Below are 18,561 nucleotides of genomic sequence, written 5' to 3' on the forward strand. Positions count from 1 at the left end.
CGGCTCCGCCCCTGGACCATGATGGTCCGGTGAGACTCGAAGCGATCACCTGGGAGCGGCTGACCGACGCCCTGGCCGAGCGTGCCATGGAGACCAAGGCCGACGACGGGAGCCCCTGGCTGAGAATCGCTGTGGACGGCGCTCCCGCCGCGCACCCCGGCGTACCGGCCGAAGCGCTCGCCGACGCCCTGCGGCTGCGGGGCCGCTCGGTACTCGTCGTCGGGACGGGCGGCTTCCTGCGGCCCGCGTCGCTGCGGTACGAGTACGGGCGGCACGAGCCCGACTCGTACTACGACGGCTGGTTCGACACGGGCGCACTGTGGCGGGAGGTGTTCGGGCCGGTGGAGGCGGGTGGGACGGGGCGGGTCCTGCCGGATCTCTGGGATCCCGCGACCGATCGCGCCACCCGCAGCCGGCGCGTCGAACTCCCTCCGGGCGGTGTGCTGTTGGTGCACGGGCCGCTGCTGCTCGGGCACTGGTTCCCGTTCGACCTCACGGTGCATCTGCGGCTGTCACCGGCCGCGCTCCGCCGTCGCACCGACGAGAGCGAGCAGTGGACGCTGCCAGCCTTCGAGCGGTACGAACGGGAGGTCGGTCCGGCGGAGACCGCCGATGTCGTCGTACGCGCGGACGACCCCGCGCCACCCTGCCTGGGCTCTCCGGCAAGATCCGAAAGACACGCCCTAGGGCACCGGTGGACGGCCGCCCGTCAGAGTGACCGACAGGGCGCCTGCCCGGCAGCCAGCGGTCGCTGCCGCCGCGGGATCCGCGCCCGTCAACAGGGCGGCGAGGAAGCCGCCGTTGAAGGCGTCGCCCGCGCCGGTGGAGTCGACCGCCCGCGCGGGGTGGGCCGGGACGCGGGCCGTTACGGCTCCGTCCGACGCCACCAGCGCGCCGCCGGGTCCCAGCGTCACCACGACCAGCGGGAAACGGCGGCTCAGTTCGGCCGCCGCCTTCTCGGCGTCCGGGACGCCGGTGAGCAGCCGGGCCTCGTCAGCGTTCGGCAGGAGCACCCCAACACCGTCGGCAGCCGCCAGGAACACCTCGGGCCCGAGGCGCGTGATGAACCCCGCCGACGCCGGGTCCACGCTCACCGGCACGTCACGTGCGACCGCCGACCGCACGGCGGCGCGCACCACGTGGCGGCTCGTGGCGGCGAAGAAGAGATAGCCGGAGATGTGCAGTCTGCTCACCCCGTCGAGCAGCGCGTCCGACCAGTCGGCGGCGCAGAGGCGCAGGACGGCGCCGCTGTCGGTGAGGAAGGTGCGTTCGGCGGAGGCGTCGACCAGTGAGACGACGGTGGCGGTCGGTGCCTCGTCGTCGGCGACGAGCAGCGGCCGGACACCGGCCGCTCGCAGTTGTCCCTCGTGCCACGCGGCGGCGTCCGTGCCGACCCGGCCGAGCAGCCGGACGTCCGCGCACCCCGTGGCCGCCGCCCAGCACGCCGCGTTGGCCCCCGCGCCGCCCGGCAGGGTGCGGATCTCGGCGGCGGTGTCCGTGCCGTGCGCGAGCGGCGTACGGTGCCGGGCCACCACGTCGGTGACGACGTCCCCGACGATCAGCAACGCACCCGGCGCATCCGGCGCATCCGGCGCACCCGCGCCACCGGTCCTGGTCGCACCGCTCACCGCACACTCACCGCGCCGCCGCGATCAGCGCGGCCAGCCGCACGTTGCCACGTACGGCCGCCAGATTCGCCTCCAGGGACGCGCCGCCCGTACGTCGCATCAGCTCACCCAGCAGGAACGGCGTGACTGCCTGCCCGCCGATGCCCTGCTCCCGGCAGTCCGACAAGGCCTCGGCGAGCACCCGGTCGTGCAAATCCGGATCGAGCTGTTCCGCCTCCGGCACGGGATTGGCGACGATCAGGGCGGCCTCCGGCCCGCCGAGCGCGTCCTGCGCCGCCATCACCGCCGCGACCTCCTCCGGAGTGCGGACCGTCCAGTCGACGGGCTCCCCGGACGACGTCAGGTAGAAGCCCGGGAAGCGCTCCGTGCCGTACCCGAGGATCCCGACGCCCAGGGTCTCCAGACGCTGCAAGGTCGCCGGTACGTCGAGGATCGACTTCACCCCCGCGCAGACCACCGTGATCCGGGTCTGGGCCAGCAACCGAAGGTCCGCCGACTCGTCCTGCGCCCTGGTCCAGTCGCGGTGGACACCGCCCAGGCCGCCGGTCGCGAAGACCCGGATCCCGGCGCGGGCGGCGAGAAAGGCCGTCGCGGAGACGGTCGTCGCACCGCTCGCTCCCGTCGCGAGCGCGGGCGCCAGGTCGCGGTGGCCCAGCTTCCGGACGGACGGATCCCCGGCGACCCGCTCCAACTGGTCCTTGTCCAGGCCCACATGAGCCCGGCCGTCCAGCACGGCGACGGTGGCGGGGACGGCGCCGCCGGACCGTACCAGCGCTTCCAGCTCCTCGGCGACGGCCAGATTGCGCGGTCGCGGCAGACCGTGCGCGATGATCGTCGACTCCAGGGCGACCACGGGCCGGCGCGCGTCGAGAGCCTCCCGCACCTCGGGGGAGAGCAGCAGTGTCGTGTCAGGCATGTCCCATCCCTGGCACGGGACGGGGCCCCGCAAACGTCGGCCGAGCACCTGAGCACCGAGCACCCGGACACCCCAGCCCAAGCGCCGGGCTCGACCGCAGACGCGTCAGAACAACGGCGCGGGCAGCACACCTTCCAGCGCCAGCAGTCGCCGCTTGGTCTCCAGGCCGCCCCCGAAGCCGCCCAGCCCGCCGCCGCTCTCCACCACCCGGTGGCACGGCACCACGATCGGCAGCGGGTTGGACCCCATCGCGGCGCCGACCGCCTGGGCCGCGCCCGGACTGCCCACCCGGTCGGCCAGATCCCCGTACCCGACGACCGTGCCGTACGGAACGCCGGCCGCCAGCTCCCGCAGCACCTGCCGGTTGAAGCCGCCCGACAGCGACCAGTCGAGCGGCAGCTCGAACTCCCGGAGCGTGCCGTCGAAGAAGGCCGCCAGCTGACGTATCGGCTCGGCCAGCCGGCCCGCCGGATCCTCGACGGGCTCGGCGCCGAGCCGACCCTTCAGCTGCCGAAGTGCCGTCTCCCGCCGCCCGGTCGTGGCGTGGAAGACAACTGTCACAAGTCCTTCACCGGTGGCGGCCAGCAGCAGCGGGCCGATGTCGCTTCCGACGACGGCCCACTCCACGGACTGCGCGTTGCTGTTCATGCCCACCACGCTACGACCCGGCACTGACAACGGGCCCCGACCTGTGGAGCGACGCCGGTCAGCCCACCGCGTCCCGCACCACGTCGGGGTTGTTGGTGATGATGCCGTCCACGCCGAATCCGGCCACGCGCAGCGCGCCCGCGGCGTCGTTGACCGTCCAGGTGCTGACCTGGAGCCGCTTGCCGTGCGCGCCCTTCAGCCGGTGCACGGCGGTCACGTACTCGGCGGTCAGCGTGGAGTGCGTCGGGTTGATCTGGTCGGTGAACTTCGCGTACGAGGGCAGGTCCGCGACCGCCGGCGTACCGAGGAATCCGGTGGTCACGTCGGGCCGCCGCGCGTGCACGGCCTTCACGCTGTCCGCGCCGAAGCTCTGGATGACGAGCTTGTTCTTGACGTGCGAGCGGTCGAGCCAGCCCTCCGCGCGCAGGACGCGCAGGGTGTCCTTCTCGATGCCCGGGTACAGCTCGGGGGCCTTGATCTCCAGAAGAAGCTTCTGGCGGTTCTCCTCGACGGTGTCCAGATACTGCTTCAGCGTCGGCACCCGCGCGCCCGCCCACTCGGCGCCGAACCAGCTGCCCGCGTCCAGCCGCGCGATCTCCGCCGCGGTGAAGTCCTTCACATTCCAGGGAGCCCGGTCGGGGAAGACCTGCTCGACGTCGGTGGTCCGCTTCAGGTCGGTGTCGTGCAGGACGACCAGCTCACCGTCCTTCGTACGCTGGACGTCGTTCTCCACCCAGTCGATGCCCAGTTCCTCGGCCTTGTCGACGGCGGCGAGCGTGTTCTCCGGGGCGTAGGCGGAGGCGCCGCGGTGCGCGATGACCAGCGGGTCGGCGCCCTGACGGGCAGACGCGGCGGAGCTCTCCGGGGCCGTGGCGCGCGGTGCGGCGGCCGACGTGGTTCCCGGCAGAATCAGCGCGGCGGCTCCCAGCAGCGCGACGGTCGCGGTCACAGAGGTGCGTGCGTACACGTGGACTCCTAGCGTCGATCCAGCACAGACGGGCCGAGAGTGACAGCCGGCGGCCAACACGCGACAGGCGAAGGTTGGCCACAACGTGAACGGAATGCGCCCGAGGCAGGCCCCGAGGCGGTCTCCAAGTCGACAAAAGGGTGACCTGATGTTTGCTTGCCGTGCCGCTGGTCATACCCTCGCCCCCGAACCAGCGCTTCCGCAGACGGCTCATCAGGAGCGAAGGGCGTACCGCATGCAGGGCACCACCGACGGATTCAGCTACGGCCTGATCACCCCCGTGGCGGCCTTCCTCATGGCCTGCCTCGGCGGCGCTCTGGGCCTGCGCTGCGCCATCAGATCCCTGCACACCCCGGAACGCGGCCGGGAGGCCGGCTGGCTCGCGCTCGCCGCCATCGCGATCGGCTCGGGCGTGTGGACGATGCACTTCATCGCCATGACCGGCTTCAGCGTCGCGGAGACGCCCGTCACCTACGACCGGGCCACGACCTTCGCCAGCCTCGGCCTCGCGATCGTCATGGTCGGTGTCGGGCTCTTCATCGTGGGATACCGGGGCGCGACCACGATGGCCCTGGTCACCGGCGGCACCGTCACCGGCCTCGGCATCGCGAGCATGCACTACCTGGGCATGGCCGGGATGCGGCTGCGGGGCAGCCTCGAATACGACACGCTGACCGTCGGCGGCTCGGTCGTCATAGCCGTCGTGGCGGCCACCACGGCGCTCTGGGCCGCCGCGTCCGTGCACGGACTGCTGCTGAGCATGGCCGCCAGTCTGGCGATGGGCGTCGCCGTCACGGGCATGCACTACACGGGCATGGCGGCCGTCCACGTCCATCTGCGGACGTCCGGCGGCCCCGCCGAGGGAGCCGAAGGGGGCGAGCCCGCGGCCACGCTGCTCGGGCCCATGCTGGTGGGGCCCGGGGTCTTCCTGCTGCTGGCGGCCGTCGTCGTGATCTTCGACCCGCTGATGGTGATGGGCGGCCGGGCGGGGCGCGCCCCGCTGCCCCGGGGCCGGGCGGGCCGAGGGCCCCACGAGCGGTCCCTGCCCGGCGTTCCGGCCCAGCGGGCGCGACGGGAGCCCACGTACGGGGAAACCGCCGAGGAGACGGTGTCCAGGCGGTCCGGGGGCGGGTCGCGGGGCGTCCACGACTGGTGATCCACACCCGACTGTCAGTGGGGGGTCGTACCGTGGATACATGCGGCCAGTTTCCAAGATCGAACGTACTTTGGCGCCTTTTGAGGTCATCAGCTCCTACGCACCCAGCGGCGACCAGCCGACGGCGATCGCGGACCTGGAGCGCCGCATCCGCGCGGGCGAGCAGGATGTGGTCCTGCTCGGTGCGACGGGCACCGGCAAGTCGGCCACCACGGCCTGGATGATCGAGAAGCTTCAGCGCCCCACCCTGGTGATGGCTCCGAACAAGACGCTGGCGGCCCAGCTGGCGAACGAGTTCCGCGAGCTGCTGCCCAACAACGCCGTCGAGTACTTCGTCTCGTACTACGACTACTACCAGCCCGAGGCGTACGTCCCCCAGTCGGACACCTACATCGAGAAGGACTCCTCGATCAACGACGAGGTCGAGCGGTTGCGCCATTCGGCGACGAACTCGCTGCTCACCCGCCGTGACGTCGTCGTGGTCGCGTCCGTCTCCTGCATCTACGGCCTGGGTACGCCCCAGGAGTACGTGGACCGGATGGTGCCGCTGAAGGTGGGCGAGGAGTACGACAGGGACGAGCTGCTGCGCCGCTTCGTCGACATTCAGTACACCCGCAACGACATGGCGTTCACACGCGGCACCTTCCGGGTCCGCGGCGACACCATCGAGATCTTCCCGGTCTACGAGGAACTGGCCGTCCGCATCGAGATGTTCGGCGACGAGATCGAGGCGCTCTCCACCCTCCACCCGCTCACCGGCGAGATCATCAGTGAGGACCGGGAGCTGTACGTCTTCCCGGCCAGCCATTACGTCGCGGGTCCCGAGCGCATGGAGAAGGCCGTCAACGGCATCGAGCGGGAGCTGGAGGAGCGCCTCGCCGACCTGGACAAGCAGGGCAAGCTCCTGGAGTCCCAGCGGCTGCGCATGCGCACCACGTACGACATCGAGATGATGCGCCAGATCGGCTCCTGCTCCGGTATCGAGAACTACTCGATGCACTTCGACGACCGCTCGCCGGGCACGGCGCCCAACACCCTCCTGGACTACTTCCCGGAGGACTTCCTGCTGGTCATCGACGAGTCGCACGTGACCGTGCCGCAGATCGGCGCCATGTACGAGGGCGACGCGTCCCGCAAGCGCACCCTGGTGGACCACGGCTTCCGGCTGCCCTCCGCGCTGGACAACCGTCCGCTGAAGTGGGAGGAGTTCCAGGAGCGCGTCGGCCAGACCGTCTATCTGTCGGCGACCCCCGGCAAGTACGAGCTCTCACGCGGCGACGGTTTCGTGGAGCAGATCATCCGCCCCACCGGGCTGGTCGACCCGCAGGTCGTCGTCAAGCCGACCGAGGGCCAGATCGACGACCTGGTGCACGAGATCCGCACCCGCACCGAGAAGGACGAGCGCGTCCTGGTCACCACCCTCACCAAGAAGATGGCGGAGGACCTGACCGACTACTTCCTGGAGCTGGGCGTACAGGTCCGCTATCTGCACAGCGACGTCGACACACTGCGCCGTATCGAGCTGCTGCGCGAGCTGCGCGCGGGGGAGTACGACGTGCTCGTCGGCATCAACCTCCTGCGAGAGGGCCTCGACCTCCCCGAGGTGTCGCTGGTGGCGATCCTCGACGCCGACAAGCAGGGCTTCCTGCGGTCGGGCACGTCGCTGATCCAGACGATCGGCCGTGCGGCGCGCAACGTGTCGGGCCAGGTCCATATGTACGCGGACAAGATCACCCCGGCGATGGAGCAGGCCATCGACGAGACCAACCGCCGCCGCGAGAAGCAGATCGCGTACAACACCGAGCGCGGTCTCGACCCGCAGCCGCTGCGCAAGAAGATCAACGACATCGTCGCGACCATCGCGCGCGAGGAGGTCGACACCGAGCAACTGCTCGGTACGGGCTACCGCCAGGGCAAGGAGGGCAAGCAGGCCAAGGCCCCCGTGCCGACGCTCTCCGGCGGCCGGGCGGCCAAGGCCGGCAAGCAGGGCGCGGTGGTCACCGACCGGCCCGCGGCCGAACTGGCCGGAATCATCGAGGAGATGACGGACCGTATGCGCGCGGCTGCGGCCGATCTGCAGTTCGAGGTGGCCGCGCGGCTGCGTGACGAGGTGGGTGAACTCAAGAAGGAGCTGCGGCAGATGAGAGAAGTGGGGCTGGCCTGACGCCGCCGTATCGGGCGCCGTATGCGGTGTGTTGCAAGACCGACACAAAAACGGCCGAAGTCTCCTGCGCTGTCAGTGTGACTGCGTAGGGTACGGGACAACCGCACACATGGACGGTTGCGGGGGAACTTCCGAGAGGGGACAGCGCGTGGCGGACGTATCAAGGGGCAGTGCGCCCGGGGGCCCTGGGGTCAATCTGACCAAGGGACAGGCCATCAGCCTGGAGAAGAAGGGCGGCGGCACCCTGACCGCGGTGCGCATGGGCCTCGGCTGGCAGGCCGCCCCGCGTCGCGGCCTGTTCGGGTCACGCACCCGCGAGATCGACCTGGACGCCTCGGCGGTGCTCTTCGCCGACAAGCAGCCGGTCGACGTGGTCTTCTTCCGCCACCTCGTCAGCGACGACGGCTCGGTGAAGCACACCGGTGACAACCTCGTCGGCGGCGCCGGACAGGGTGGGGACGACGAGGCGATCCTCGTGGACCTGCAGCGCGTTCCGGTGCACATCGACCAGATCGTCTTCACGGTGAATTCGTTCACCGGCCAGACGTTCCAGGAGGTGCAGAACGCCTTCTGCCGCATCGTCGACGAGACCAACGGCGACGAGCTCGCCCGCTACACGCTCGACGGCGGCGGTCAGTACACCGCGCAGATCATGGCCAAGGTGCACCGTTCCGGCGCGGGCTGGCAGATGACCGCCCTGGGCAACCCGGCCAACGGCCGGACGTTCCAGGACCTGATGCCGGCGATCCTGCCGCACCTGTAGGCACGGCTCGCCAGCGCAAGCGCAGCTCCCGGAGGCAAGGCCGCCGGGAGCTGCACCGCTTGCCGAGCGATCCCGCCGAGCGGCCCAACAGGCAGGCTCCACCGAGCAGTTCGCACACGGCGCCAGGCAACACGACCCGGCACCACGCAGAGCACCACAGTCCGAGCAGCACCACCGAACGACATCACTACGCGGCACCGAAGCGTGACCGACGAGGGGACAGAGGCGATGACGGCCGAGCTGGTCCGGGGGCAGAACCACCCCTTGCCCCACAGCCGACTGGAGATCCGGGTGACGGCCGCGGCACCGGTCCTGGCGTGCGCCACCCTCGGCGACAACCGGGGCACGGTCCTCGGCGTCGAGTGGATCGCCCACCCGGGCTCGCCCGCACTCCCCGGCATCGAGGTGTCCCGGCAGGCCGCCGCCGGGCTGCGCTTCCATGTCGACCTGGAGGCCCTGCCCGACCGCGCGCATCTGGTGCACATACTGCTCGCGCTCCCCGAAGGGGGCGGCGGGCCGGCCAGGTTCGGCGCCACCGCGGCCCCGTTCGCCGCCGTCACCTCCACGGACGGCACCGAGATCGCCAGCTTCACCATCACCGACCTGGAGGCGGAGTCCGCCGTCGTCGCGCTGGAGCTCTACCGCCGCCAGGGAGCCTGGAAGGTCCGCGCCGTCGGCCAGGGGTACGCGGGCGGGCTCGCCGAGCTGTTCCGCGACCAGGGCCTGCCGGGGGCCCGCGAGTTCGCCGCCGGGATCCAGGAGGCGGTGGCCCGGCACATGGCCAGCGCGATCCAGGCACCCCTGACCGGCACGCAGGACGGCGTACGCGTCCGCTCCGACCGGTCGGCCACGGCCACCCAGCCCGGCCAGACCGCCGCGGGCTCCACCGGAGCCGGCGCCGCGGCCACCGGTGCCGGCACCACCCCCGGCACCGGCGCCACGCCCCACCAACTGCCCGGCACCCCCGGGCCCACCGGCCCGGACAGCCAGGGCCAGCAGCCCGCCGCCGCCTCGCACGGCACCACGGGCGGGCGGGTCGACTACACACACCCGCGCCGCCGCACCACGGCCCCGCCCACCCCACCGCCCGCGGCTCCGCCGGCCCAGCCAGGCCAGGCGTCGCGCCCGGTGGCGGGCGACGCGACCGGCTGGTCTCTGGAAGAGCGCCTCTACAACCAGGTGTGGGGCATGTTCGAGGACCTGGCCCGCGCCACCGCCGCCTACCGCAGCGCCGTCGACTTCGCCGAGTCCCGGATGGACCAGGAGCTCGACCGGGTCCTGTCCGACCCGCGCAGCCGGATAGGCGGCACCGGCGACGCGGCCCGCGAGGCCGCCCGCGCCAAGCGCGACCAGCTCACCGGCCAGGCGCGCGAGGCGCTCGACCGGGACCTCGCCCAGCTGGCCGCCGAGACCGAGGTCGTCGAGCCCGCCCTGCCGCCGTCGTACGCCCGCTGGGACAACCCCGTCTGGCACGCCTACCGCGTCCCGATGGACAACCCGATGGCGCTTCGCCTCGGCGATCTCCATCTCCCCGAGCGCACTGACCTCCGCATCCCGATGCTGGTCAGGCTCCCGCTGGAGCGCGGTCTGTGGATCGACAGCGGCAGGTCGGGCTCGGAGGCCGCCCTCATGCTGGACGAGGGGCAGCTGCGCAGGCTCGCCATGGACAACGCCGTCGGTCACGCCGCACGTCTCCTCGCGGCCTACCCGCCCGGCGAGTTCACCGTCCATGTGATCGACGCCGCCGGCTCGGCCGCCGCGTCCCTCGCCCCGCTGGTCGGCTCGGGAGTGCTGAACCAGCCGCCGGCGACCGGCGCCGGGGGCGTCTCCGCCGTCCTCGCGAGGCTCACCCAGCGGGTGGACCTGGTGCAGATGGCCATCAGGGGCGGCGCCGCCGACTCACTGCCGCCCGATCTCGACACCGCCGAACAACTGCTCATCGTCAACGACTTCCCGCACGGATTCGACGACCGCGCGGTCACCCAGCTGCGCTACCTCGCCGACGAGGGCCCGGCCGTCGGTGTCCATCTGATGATGGTCGCCGACCGGGAGGACGCCAGCGCGTACGGGCCCGTGCTCGACCCGCTCTGGCGTTCGCTGCTGCGCATCACACCGGTCGCCGACGACCACCTCGCCGATCCCTGGGTCGGCCACGCGTGGACGTTCGAGCCGCTGGCCATGCCGCCGGGAAGCCAGATACTCCGGCAGGTGCTCGAACAGGTCGCCGAGGCACGCCGCGCCTGGCGCCGCTGACGCGCCCGTACCGTCCCCGAGCCCCGATCGCCCGGCCTCGGCACCGTACGGGCTCCTGCTCGCCGAGGCGTCTCTGACCTGCACCTCTGCGCGAGCTTGACCATGGACTTTACCTTTTCTTGGGAGTTCCTGTACTCTCCATTGAACGGAGGGGAGTACTCCCGCACCGCGACGTACCCGTCAATACGGACCGCCATCGGTCCCGGGGCGTCGGCCCGCCGGCGCAGACGAGACGCACGGGTGGAAGAGACCTCCGGCAGCGACGACGCTGATCAGTAGCCGTACGACGCCGGAGGCGCAGTGGACGTTACTTGGATGACGTGGGCACTGACCATTTTTGGTCTGTGTGCCCTGATCGGGGTCGACTTCTTCATCGGGCGCAAGCCCCATGACGTGTCGATCAAGGAAGCCGGAATCTGGACGGTCGTATGGATCGTTCTCGCCGCACTGTTCGGCATCGGCCTGCTCGTGTTCGGCGAGAGTCAGGCATCGGGCGAGTTCTTCGCCGGATTCATCACCGAGAAGTCGCTCAGTGTCGACAATCTCTTCGTCTTCGTCCTGATCATGGCGAAGTTCTCGGTGCCCTCACACCTCCAGCAGCGGGTGCTGCTCTTCGGTGTGCTGATCGCGCTGGTCCTGCGCGCCATCTTCATCGCTGCGGGCGCCGCGATCATCGCGAGCTTCTCGTGGGTCTTCTACATCTTCGGCGCGTTCCTGATCTACACCGCCTGGAAGCTCATCCAGGAGGCGCGCTCGGACGACGAGGAGGAGGAGTTCGAGGAGAACCGCCTCCTGAAGTCCATCGAGAGCCGTTTCGGAGTGGCCGACAAGTACCACGGCACGAAGCTCTTCATCAGGAACAACGGCAAGCGGGTGCTGACCCCGCTGATGGTGGTCATGCTCGCCATCGGCACGACCGATGTGCTGTTCGCGCTGGACTCGATCCCCGCGATCTTCGGTCTGACCCAGGATCCGTACATCGTCTTCACCGCCAACGCCTTCGCGCTGATGGGTCTGCGACAGCTGTACTTCCTGATCGGCGGCCTGCTCAGGAAGCTGGTCCACCTCAGTTACGGGCTGTCGATCATCCTCGGGTTCATCGGCGTGAAGCTGGTGCTGCACGCGCTGCACGAGAACGGGGTGCATGTCCCCGAGATCTCCATCCCGTTCTCGCTCGCCGTCATCTGCGGTGTGCTGATCGTCACCACGATCACGAGCCTCATCGCCTCCAAGAAGCAGGCGGAGCGCGACGCGGCCGAGGGCATCGGGAGCGGGAACAGCAAGGACAACGACAGCGAGGGCAAGGCCGACATCGAGGCCTGACGGTACGGCGTGCGTGGAACCGCGCGCCGTACGGGAGACAAGAGCCGGGGCGAGTGGCATCAGCCGCTCGCCCCGGTTCTCTCTGTCTACCAGCCGCGCTCGCGCCAGGCCGGGAGCTGCGGGCGCTCCGCGCCGAGCGTGGTGTCGTCACCGTGTCCCGGATAGACCCAGGTCTCGTCCGGCAACCGGTCGAAGAGCTTCGTCTCGACGTCGTTGATCAGACTGGCGAAGGCTTCCGGGTCCTGGTGCGTGTTGCCCACGCCGCCCGGGAAGAGGCAGTCGCCCGTGAAGAGATGCGGGTGGCCGTGCGGGTCGTCGTAGACCAGCGCGATCGAGCCCGGCGTATGCCCCACGAGATGGCGTGCGGTCAGCTCGATCAGCCCGACCCGGACCGTGTCGCCGTCGTCCACCAGCACCTCGGTCGGGACGGGAATCCCCTCGGCGTCGTACCGTCCGGCGAATGTCTCGGCGCCGGTGGCGGCCACGACCTCGGCCAGCGCCTGCCAGTGGTCGGCGTGCCGGTGCGTGGTCACGACCGACGCGATGCCGTCGTCACCGATCAGCGTCAGCAGCGTGTCCGCGTCGTTCGCGGCGTCGATCAGCAGCTGCTCCCCGGTGGCCCGGCAGCGCAGCAGATAGGCGTTGTTGTTCATCGCGCCGACCGCGACCTTGGAGATCATCAGGTCGGTCAACTCGTGCACATCGGCCGGTCCGTCGAGCTTCACGGCTCCGCTGTAGGTCATACCACTCAGCCTATAGCGGCGGCAGTACGGGCAGTGAGGAGTCCGAGGTCTTGAGCGCCGCACCGTCGCGGCGGCCGGCGAGCCAGCCCATCAGGTCGGCCGCCGGGCCCGTGACGGCCGCCGGGGTGCCGTCGGCGCGGCCGGTGCGCCAAGTACGTCCGCCGGGCGAGGTGAGGGCGAGCGGGGGTACGTCAGGGTGCCCGGCGAAGCGCTCGGTGAGGAAGTCGGTCTCGCGGTCGGTGAAGTCGTCGGAGAGGTCTTCGAGCTCCCGGCCGATACCCAGGTCGACATGGTGGAGTTCGACCTCGACGAGCCTGCGGAACGGGACCCGGGCGGCGATGTCCGTGACGCCGTTGCGGAGCGCGACCGTGCGTGCCCAGTCGGCGGGGACGGCCGCCACCCGCCGGAGGTGCCCGGCCGTGGCGCGTACGTCGGCGACCTGGACATCAAGGGGCCGGGAGGCGTCGCGCTCGATGTCCCGGTCGCGGGTGACGGCGTCCGGGTACATGGGCCGGCCTTCGAGCACATTGACGAGTGCTTCGGCGTTTCGGGCGAGATGGGCCAGTACGTGACCGCGGCTCCAGCCCGGCAGCCGTGACGGCTTGGCCAGGGAGGCGTTGTCCAGCAGGGCGGCTGCGGTGAGGAGCCGGTCGGTCGCTTCATGGAGGGATTCCAGGTCGCGCACATGATCGAGCATGGGGCCGACCATAGCCCGGCCACTCCTTCGGGTGAAGGCAGTCGTAAGCTGCGGTAAATCGAATGCACGTGCTATAAGCTCCTGAGAGGCATCCTGACCAGGAGCCCTCGCCCCCCGGTGTCCCAGTGACCCGGGTCATTCCATTTGGCAGTCCATCGATTTGGCGACCCCCATTACTCTGGAACGGGGGCTCCGCCCCTGCTTCTCTCCAGAAAGGTGCGGACCGGCGTGGCCGACCGTCTCATCGTCCGTGGCGCTCGCGAACACAATCTCAAGAACGTTTCGCTCGACCTCCCGCGTGACTCCCTCATCGTCTTCACCGGGCTCTCCGGGTCGGGCAAGTCGTCCCTCGCGTTCGACACGATCTTCGCCGAGGGGCAGCGTCGTTATGTCGAGTCGCTGTCCTCCTACGCCCGGCAGTTCCTCGGGCAGATGGACAAGCCGGACGTCGACTTCATCGAAGGCCTTTCGCCGGCCGTCTCCATCGACCAGAAATCGACCTCCCGCAACCCCAGGTCGACCGTCGGCACGATCACCGAGGTCTACGACTACCTCCGGCTGCTCTTCGCCCGTATCGGCAAGCCGCACTGTCCCGTCTGCGGCCGGCCGATCGCCCGCCAGTCGCCGCAGGCCATTGTCGACAAGGTCCTTGAGCTGCCCGAGGGCAGCCGGTTCCAGGTGCTGTCGCCGCTGATCAGGGAGCGCAAGGGCGAGTTCGTCGATCTGTTCTCGGACCTCCAGACCAAGGGGTACAGCCGGGCGCGCGTCGACGGGCAGACCATCCAGCTGAGCGAGCCGCCGAAGCTCAAGAAGCAGGAGAAGCACACCATCGAGGTGGTCGTCGACCGTCTCACGGTGAAGGGCAGCGCCAAGCGCCGGCTGACCGACTCGGTCGAGACCGCGCTCGGGCTCTCCGGCGGCATGGTCGTGCTCGACTTCGTCGACCTCCCGGAGGACGACCCCGAGCGCGAGCGGATGTACTCGGAGCATCTGTACTGCCCGTACGACGACTTGTCCTTCGAGGAGCTGGAGCCGCGCTCCTTCTCCTTCAACTCGCCCTTCGGCGCCTGCCCCGACTGCACGGGTATCGGCACCCGTATGGAGGTCGACCCGGAGCTGATCGTCCCCGACGAGGAGAAGTCGCTGGACGAGGGCGCCATCCACCCGTGGTCGCACGGGCACACGAAGGAGTACTTCGGCCGGCTCATCGGCGGACTGGCCGAGTCCGTCGGCTTCCGTACGGACATCCCGTGGGCCGGACTGCCGCAGCGCGCCAAGAAGGCACTGCTGTACGGGCACAAGACCCAGGTCGAGGTGCGGTACAGGAACAGGTACGGCCGCGAGCGGGCGTACACGACCCCGTCCTTCGAAGGCGCGGTCTCCTTCGTCAAGAGGCGGCACTCGGAGGCGGAGAGCGACAGCAGCAGGGAGCGCTTCGAGGGCTACATGCGCGAGGTGCCCTGCCCGACATGTCACGGCACCCGTCTCAAGCCGCTCGTCCTCGCGGTCACGGTCATGGACAGGTCCATCGCCGACATCTCCGCGATGTCGATCAGCGAATGCGCCGACTTCCTCGGCAAGATGACGCTGAACGCCAGGGACAAGCAGATCGCCGAGCGGGTCCTCAAGGAGGTCAACGAACGCCTGAGGTTCCTGGTCGATGTCGGCCTGGACTATCTCTCGCTCAACCGCGCGGCCGGCACACTCTCCGGCGGTGAGGCGCAGCGCATCCGGCTCGCCACCCAGATCGGCTCCGGTCTCGTGGGTGTCCTCTATGTGCTGGACGAGCCGTCCATCGGCCTCCACCAGCGCGACAACCACCGGCTGATCGAGACCCTCATCCGGCTGCGCGACATGGGCAACACCCTGATCGTCGTGGAGCACGACGAGGACACCATCAAGGTGGCCGACTGGATCGTCGACATCGGCCCCGGCGCGGGCGAGCACGGTGGCAAGGTCGTCCACACCGGCACGCTGAAGGAGCTCCTGGACAACGAGGAGTCGATGACCGGGCAGTATCTGTCCGGCAAGAAGGCCATCCCGACGCCGGAGGTCCGCAGGCCGGCCGACCCCAAGCGGCGGCTCACGGTCCACGGCGCGCGGGAGAACAACCTGCGGGACATCGACGTGTCGTTCCCGCTGGGCCTGTTCACCGCCGTCACGGGCGTCTCGGGATCCGGCAAGTCGACCCTGGTCAACGACATCCTCTATCTGCACCTGGCCCGTGAGCTGAACGGCGCCAAGTCGGTGCCGGGGCGCCACACCCGCGTGGACGGGGATGATCTGGTCGACAAGGTCGTGCATGTCGACCAGTCGCCCATCGGCCGTACGCCCCGGTCCAACCCGGCGACGTACACCGGGGTCTTCGACCATGTGCGCAAGCTCTTCGCCGAGACGATGGAGGCGAAGGTCCGCGGCTATCTCCCCGGGCGCTTCTCCTTCAACGTCAAGGGCGGGCGCTGTGAGAACTGCGCGGGCGACGGCACCATCAAAATCGAGATGAACTTCCTGCCGGACGTGTACGTCCCGTGCGAGGTGTGCCACGGAGCGCGCTACAACCGGGAGACCCTGGAGGTCCACTACAAGGGCAAGTCCATCGCCGAGGTGCTGGACATGCCGATCGAGGAGGGGCTCGACTTCTTCGAGGCCGTCCCGACGATCTCGCGTCACCTCAAGACGCTCAACGAGGTGGGTCTGGGCTATGTGCGGCTCGGCCAGTCCGCGCCGACCCTCTCGGGCGGCGAGGCGCAGCGTGTGAAGCTGGCCAGCGAACTCCAGAAGCGGTCCACGGGCCGCACGGTGTACGTGCTGGACGAGCCCACCACCGGGCTGCACTTCGACGACATCAGCAAGCTGATCAACGTGCTGTCGGGGCTGGTCGACAAGGGCAACACGGTCATCGTCATCGAGCACAACCTGGACGTCATCAAGACGGCGGACTGGGTCGTCGACATGGGGCCCGAGGGTGGCAACGGCGGCGGGCTCGTCGTCGCCGAGGGCACACCGGAGCAGGTGGCCGGGGTCTCGACCAGCCACACCGGAAAGTTCCTGCGGGAGATCCTCGACGTGGAGCGGATCAGCGACGCGGCCTCTTCGGGCCGGACGAAGTCACCGGTCCGCAAGACGGCGGCGAAGGCCGCTGTGAAGAAGACGGTCGCGGCCAAGAAGACGGCCGCGCGGTCCCGTAAGGCGTGACATCAGACGGCCGGGGCGTCGCCGGAGGGCGCCTCGGCCGAACGTATGCGCGAGATCTGGGTCAGAATGGGCACCTTCCATCAAACGGCAGGATGCGAGATGAAGGTGTCCGAGCAGCAGCGCCCTGAGAGCGCTTCCGTCGTCCGGATCATGGCAGAGGTCCTCGGGGCCGATGAGTTGAAGTCCTCCGACAGCTTCTACGACTTCGGCGGCACGTCCCTCCAGGCGGTACGCATATGCACCCGCGTCAAGAGAGAGCTGGGTATCCGGGTCTCTCCCGACACGGTCTTCGACAGTGAAACGGTCGGGGACTTCCAGGCAGCCGTGATGGCCCGCGGCGAAGCCGTCTGACCGGGACGGGGACCGACTTCTCATGCCCCGCATGTCCCACACGACTCCCGCCCCTTCCACGCCTGACGCGCGGCTGATCCACGAGGCCGTCGCACGGCAGGCCGGGCTCCGGCCGGACGCGACGGCACTCGTCTTCGGTGGCCGGCGCGTCAGTTACCGGACGCTCGACCTCGCGGCGGAGGCGTACGCCGCAGAGCTCGGCCGCCTCGGTGTGGGCCCCGGACGGCCGGTGCCCGTACTGCTGCCGCGCTCGCCCCAGTTGGTGGCCGTGCTCCTCGCCGTACTGAAACGAGGTGCCGCCTACGCGGCGCTGGATCCCAAGCTCCCCGCCGACCGGCTGCGCACCGTGCTCGGCATGCTGGCCCCGCCGGTTGTCGTCGCCCCGTCGCCGGGCGGCCACGCGTTGCCCGCCGTGGACGACGACGGCCGCACCGTATGGCAGCCACCCGCCGAAGAGCTGACCGAAGCGGCCGAACGGGCACCGGCCGCACGCCACCCCCCGCACGCGCCGGACTCGGTGGACGCCTCGGACGCGGCGGACGACGGCGCCGCTCCCGCCACCGTGTTCTTCACTTCCGGCACCACCGGCACCCCCAAGGGCGTGCTCTCCCCGCACCGTGCGACCACCCGGCTGTTCGGCCCGGACAGCTTCGCCGACTTCGGCCCCGGCCGCGTGATGTCCCAGGCCGCCCCTGTCTCCTGGGACGCGCTCACCCTCGAACTGTGGAGCATGCTGACCACCGGTGGCACGGTCGTGCTGGTCGACGGCGACTACTTCCTCCCCGACGACCTGGCCGAACTCGTCGAATCCACCGGCCTGGACACCATCTGGCTCACCGCCGCGCTCTTCAACCTCTTCGTGGACGAGGACCCCGACTGCTTCACCGGACTGCGCCAGGTCTTCACCGGCGGCGAGCGCCTCTCCGCCCCGCACGTCCGGGCGTTCCTCGCCCGCCACCCGGGCATCACGCTGGTCAACGGCTACGGCCCGGTCGAATGCTGTGTCTTCGTCACCACCCACCGGATCCGACCGGCCGACTGCGAGGCCGAGTACGGCATTCCGCTCGGCACGGCGGTCCCCGGCACCGCGATCCATGTCCTCGACGGCGACCGTGAGGTGCCGCCCGGCGCGCTTGGCGAGATCTGTGTCTCCGGGGACGGACTGGCCGACGGTTACCTCGGCAACGAGCGGGCCACGAGGGAGAGTTTCACCACGTTCGACCCCGGCACCGGCCCCAGAAGGATCTACCGCACCGGCGATCTCGGCCGGCTGGACGGCGATGGAGTGCTCCACTTCCACGGCCGCGCCGACCGGCAGATCAAGATCTCGGGACACCGAGTCGAGCCCGCCGAGACGGAGGCCGCGGCCCTGCGCCTGCCGGGGATACGGGAGTGTGCAGTGGTCCCCGTCGCTGGTCGGAGCGGTGCGTACGAGCGTCTGGCGATGTTCTACACAGAGGAGCCGTACGGCGGGACGGGCGCGAAGGGTGACGCCGGCACCGCGGTCGACAGCTCGGACGCGGAGCCGGAGGCCGTACGGAAAGCGCTCGCCGCCGTACTGCCGCGTGCCCAGGTGCCGGACGAGGTCAGGCGCATCGGTTCGTTCCCCCGGACGCCCAACGGCAAGATCGACATCGCCGCACTGTTGGACCCGCCGGGCTGAGGGACGCATGATCGGTGTCTGAATATCGCCGCACCGGCCTCGTCCGCCACCCCCCAGAGGTCCGTCCCAGTCGTTCGCACCACGAAGCGAGAAG

General features: G+C 70.1%; 14 protein-coding genes and 1 pseudogene. 9 read left to right on the forward strand and 6 right to left on the reverse strand.

All coding sequences use genetic code 11. The annotated features are described in order from the left end of the window. Positions 1-29: 29 nt before the first annotated feature. Positions 30-687 (forward strand): annotated as a pseudogene (locus OIE74_RS29805) (uridine kinase). Here the strand turns inward: OIE74_RS29805 and OIE74_RS29810 are convergent. The 4 genes from OIE74_RS29810 to OIE74_RS29825 form a co-directional block, all read right to left on the reverse strand. Then, positions 684-1,628 (reverse strand): carbohydrate kinase family protein, encoded by a 945-nt coding sequence (locus OIE74_RS29810; RefSeq protein ID WP_329389059.1) that lies wholly within the window; start codon positions 1,626-1,628, stop codon positions 684-686. The pseudogene OIE74_RS29805 and the gene OIE74_RS29810 sit on opposite strands and share 4 nt — an antisense overlap. Before the next feature lie 7 nt (positions 1,629-1,635). Beyond that, positions 1,636-2,544 carry a pseudouridine-5'-phosphate glycosidase gene (locus tag OIE74_RS29815; protein WP_329389061.1) on the reverse strand — a complete coding sequence of 303 codons (909 nt, stop codon included), beginning with the start codon at positions 2,542-2,544 and terminating at the stop codon, positions 1,636-1,638. A gap of 105 nt (positions 2,545-2,649) precedes the next feature. Next, entirely contained in the window at positions 2,650-3,192 is a 543-nt protein-coding gene (locus OIE74_RS29820) for a methylated-DNA--[protein]-cysteine S-methyltransferase (RefSeq protein ID WP_329389063.1), read from the reverse strand. Between the two features lie 58 nt (positions 3,193-3,250). After that, positions 3,251-4,159 carry a glycerophosphodiester phosphodiesterase gene (locus OIE74_RS29825; protein ID WP_329389065.1) on the reverse strand — a complete coding sequence of 303 codons (909 nt, stop codon included), beginning with the start codon at positions 4,157-4,159 and terminating at the stop codon, positions 3,251-3,253. Between the two features lie 235 nt (positions 4,160-4,394). On the opposite strand from OIE74_RS29825, the gene OIE74_RS29830 reads away from it, so the two are divergent. From OIE74_RS29830 to OIE74_RS29850, 5 genes are all read left to right on the forward strand, one after another. Continuing rightward, the gene (locus tag OIE74_RS29830) at positions 4,395-5,315 is read left to right on the forward strand and encodes an MHYT domain-containing protein (RefSeq protein ID WP_329389068.1); all 921 of its coding nucleotides are present in this window, start codon (positions 4,395-4,397) and stop codon (positions 5,313-5,315) included. 40 nt (positions 5,316-5,355) lie between these two features. Next, positions 5,356-7,479, forward strand: a complete 2,124-nt coding sequence (gene uvrB / locus OIE74_RS29835) for an excinuclease ABC subunit UvrB (RefSeq protein ID WP_329389071.1) — start codon at positions 5,356-5,358, stop codon at positions 7,477-7,479. Between the two features lie 196 nt (positions 7,480-7,675). Then, the gene (locus tag OIE74_RS29840) at positions 7,676-8,242 is read left to right on the forward strand and encodes a TerD family protein (RefSeq protein ID WP_329392495.1); all 567 of its coding nucleotides are present in this window, start codon (positions 7,676-7,678) and stop codon (positions 8,240-8,242) included. A gap of 228 nt (positions 8,243-8,470) precedes the next feature. Beyond that, the gene (locus tag OIE74_RS29845) at positions 8,471-10,495 is read left to right on the forward strand and encodes a TerD family protein (RefSeq protein WP_329392496.1); all 2,025 of its coding nucleotides are present in this window, start codon (positions 8,471-8,473) and stop codon (positions 10,493-10,495) included. Between the two features lie 300 nt (positions 10,496-10,795). Next, on the forward strand, positions 10,796-11,818 hold the full coding sequence (locus tag OIE74_RS29850) for a TerC family protein (RefSeq protein ID WP_329389073.1): 1,023 nt from the start codon (positions 10,796-10,798) through the stop codon (positions 11,816-11,818). Between the two features lie 86 nt (positions 11,819-11,904). Here the strand turns inward: OIE74_RS29850 and OIE74_RS29855 are convergent, their stop codons facing one another. Both OIE74_RS29855 and OIE74_RS29860 read right to left on the reverse strand, forming a co-directional pair. Further along, on the reverse strand, positions 11,905-12,561 hold the full coding sequence (locus OIE74_RS29855; RefSeq protein ID WP_329389075.1) for an MBL fold metallo-hydrolase: 657 nt from the start codon (positions 12,559-12,561) through the stop codon (positions 11,905-11,907). 10 nt (positions 12,562-12,571) lie between these two features. Next, positions 12,572-13,258: a maleylpyruvate isomerase family mycothiol-dependent enzyme gene (locus tag OIE74_RS29860; RefSeq protein ID WP_329389077.1), complete on the reverse strand. Its 687-nt coding sequence runs from the start codon at positions 13,256-13,258 to the stop codon at positions 12,572-12,574. Positions 13,259-13,486: 228 nt separating this feature from the next. Between OIE74_RS29860 and uvrA the strand changes: the two genes are divergently transcribed. From uvrA to OIE74_RS29875, 3 genes are all read left to right on the forward strand, one after another. Then, entirely contained in the window at positions 13,487-16,453 is a 2,967-nt protein-coding gene (gene uvrA, locus OIE74_RS29865) for an excinuclease ABC subunit UvrA (RefSeq protein WP_329389079.1), read from the forward strand. Between the two features lie 99 nt (positions 16,454-16,552). Further along, complete coding sequence (locus OIE74_RS29870; RefSeq protein WP_329389081.1) at positions 16,553-16,804, forward strand: acyl carrier protein; 252 nt, start codon at positions 16,553-16,555, stop codon at positions 16,802-16,804. Between the two features lie 31 nt (positions 16,805-16,835). Further along, complete coding sequence (locus OIE74_RS29875) at positions 16,836-18,467, forward strand: amino acid adenylation domain-containing protein (RefSeq protein ID WP_329389083.1); 1,632 nt, start codon at positions 16,836-16,838, stop codon at positions 18,465-18,467. Positions 18,468-18,561 lie beyond the last annotated feature (94 nt).

Source organism: Streptomyces sp. NBC_01716, from assembly GCF_036248275.1.
Lineage (GTDB): Bacteria > Actinomycetota > Actinomycetes > Streptomycetales > Streptomycetaceae > Streptomyces.

What these genes read in the sequence shown, in the direction of transcription:
- OIE74_RS29815 (WP_329389061.1), bottom strand. Translation starts at nt 2,544, where the DNA reads ATGCCTGACACGACACTGCTGCTCTCCCCCGAGGTGCGGGAGGCTCTC.
- OIE74_RS29820 (WP_329389063.1), bottom strand. Translation starts at nt 3,192, where the DNA reads ATGAACAGCAACGCGCAGTCCGTGGAGTGGGCCGTCGTCGGAAGCGAC.
- OIE74_RS29830 (WP_329389068.1), top strand. Translation starts at nt 4,395, where the DNA reads ATGCAGGGCACCACCGACGGATTCAGCTACGGCCTGATCACCCCCGTG.
- uvrB (WP_329389071.1), top strand. Translation starts at nt 5,356, where the DNA reads ATGCGGCCAGTTTCCAAGATCGAACGTACTTTGGCGCCTTTTGAGGTC.
- OIE74_RS29845 (WP_329392496.1), top strand. Translation starts at nt 8,471, where the DNA reads ATGACGGCCGAGCTGGTCCGGGGGCAGAACCACCCCTTGCCCCACAGC.
- OIE74_RS29855 (WP_329389075.1), bottom strand. Translation starts at nt 12,561, where the DNA reads ATGACCTACAGCGGAGCCGTGAAGCTCGACGGACCGGCCGATGTGCAC.
- OIE74_RS29860 (WP_329389077.1), bottom strand. Translation starts at nt 13,258, where the DNA reads ATGCTCGATCATGTGCGCGACCTGGAATCCCTCCATGAAGCGACCGAC.
- OIE74_RS29870 (WP_329389081.1), top strand. Translation starts at nt 16,553, where the DNA reads ATGAAGGTGTCCGAGCAGCAGCGCCCTGAGAGCGCTTCCGTCGTCCGG.
- OIE74_RS29875 (WP_329389083.1), top strand. Translation starts at nt 16,836, where the DNA reads ATGTCCCACACGACTCCCGCCCCTTCCACGCCTGACGCGCGGCTGATC.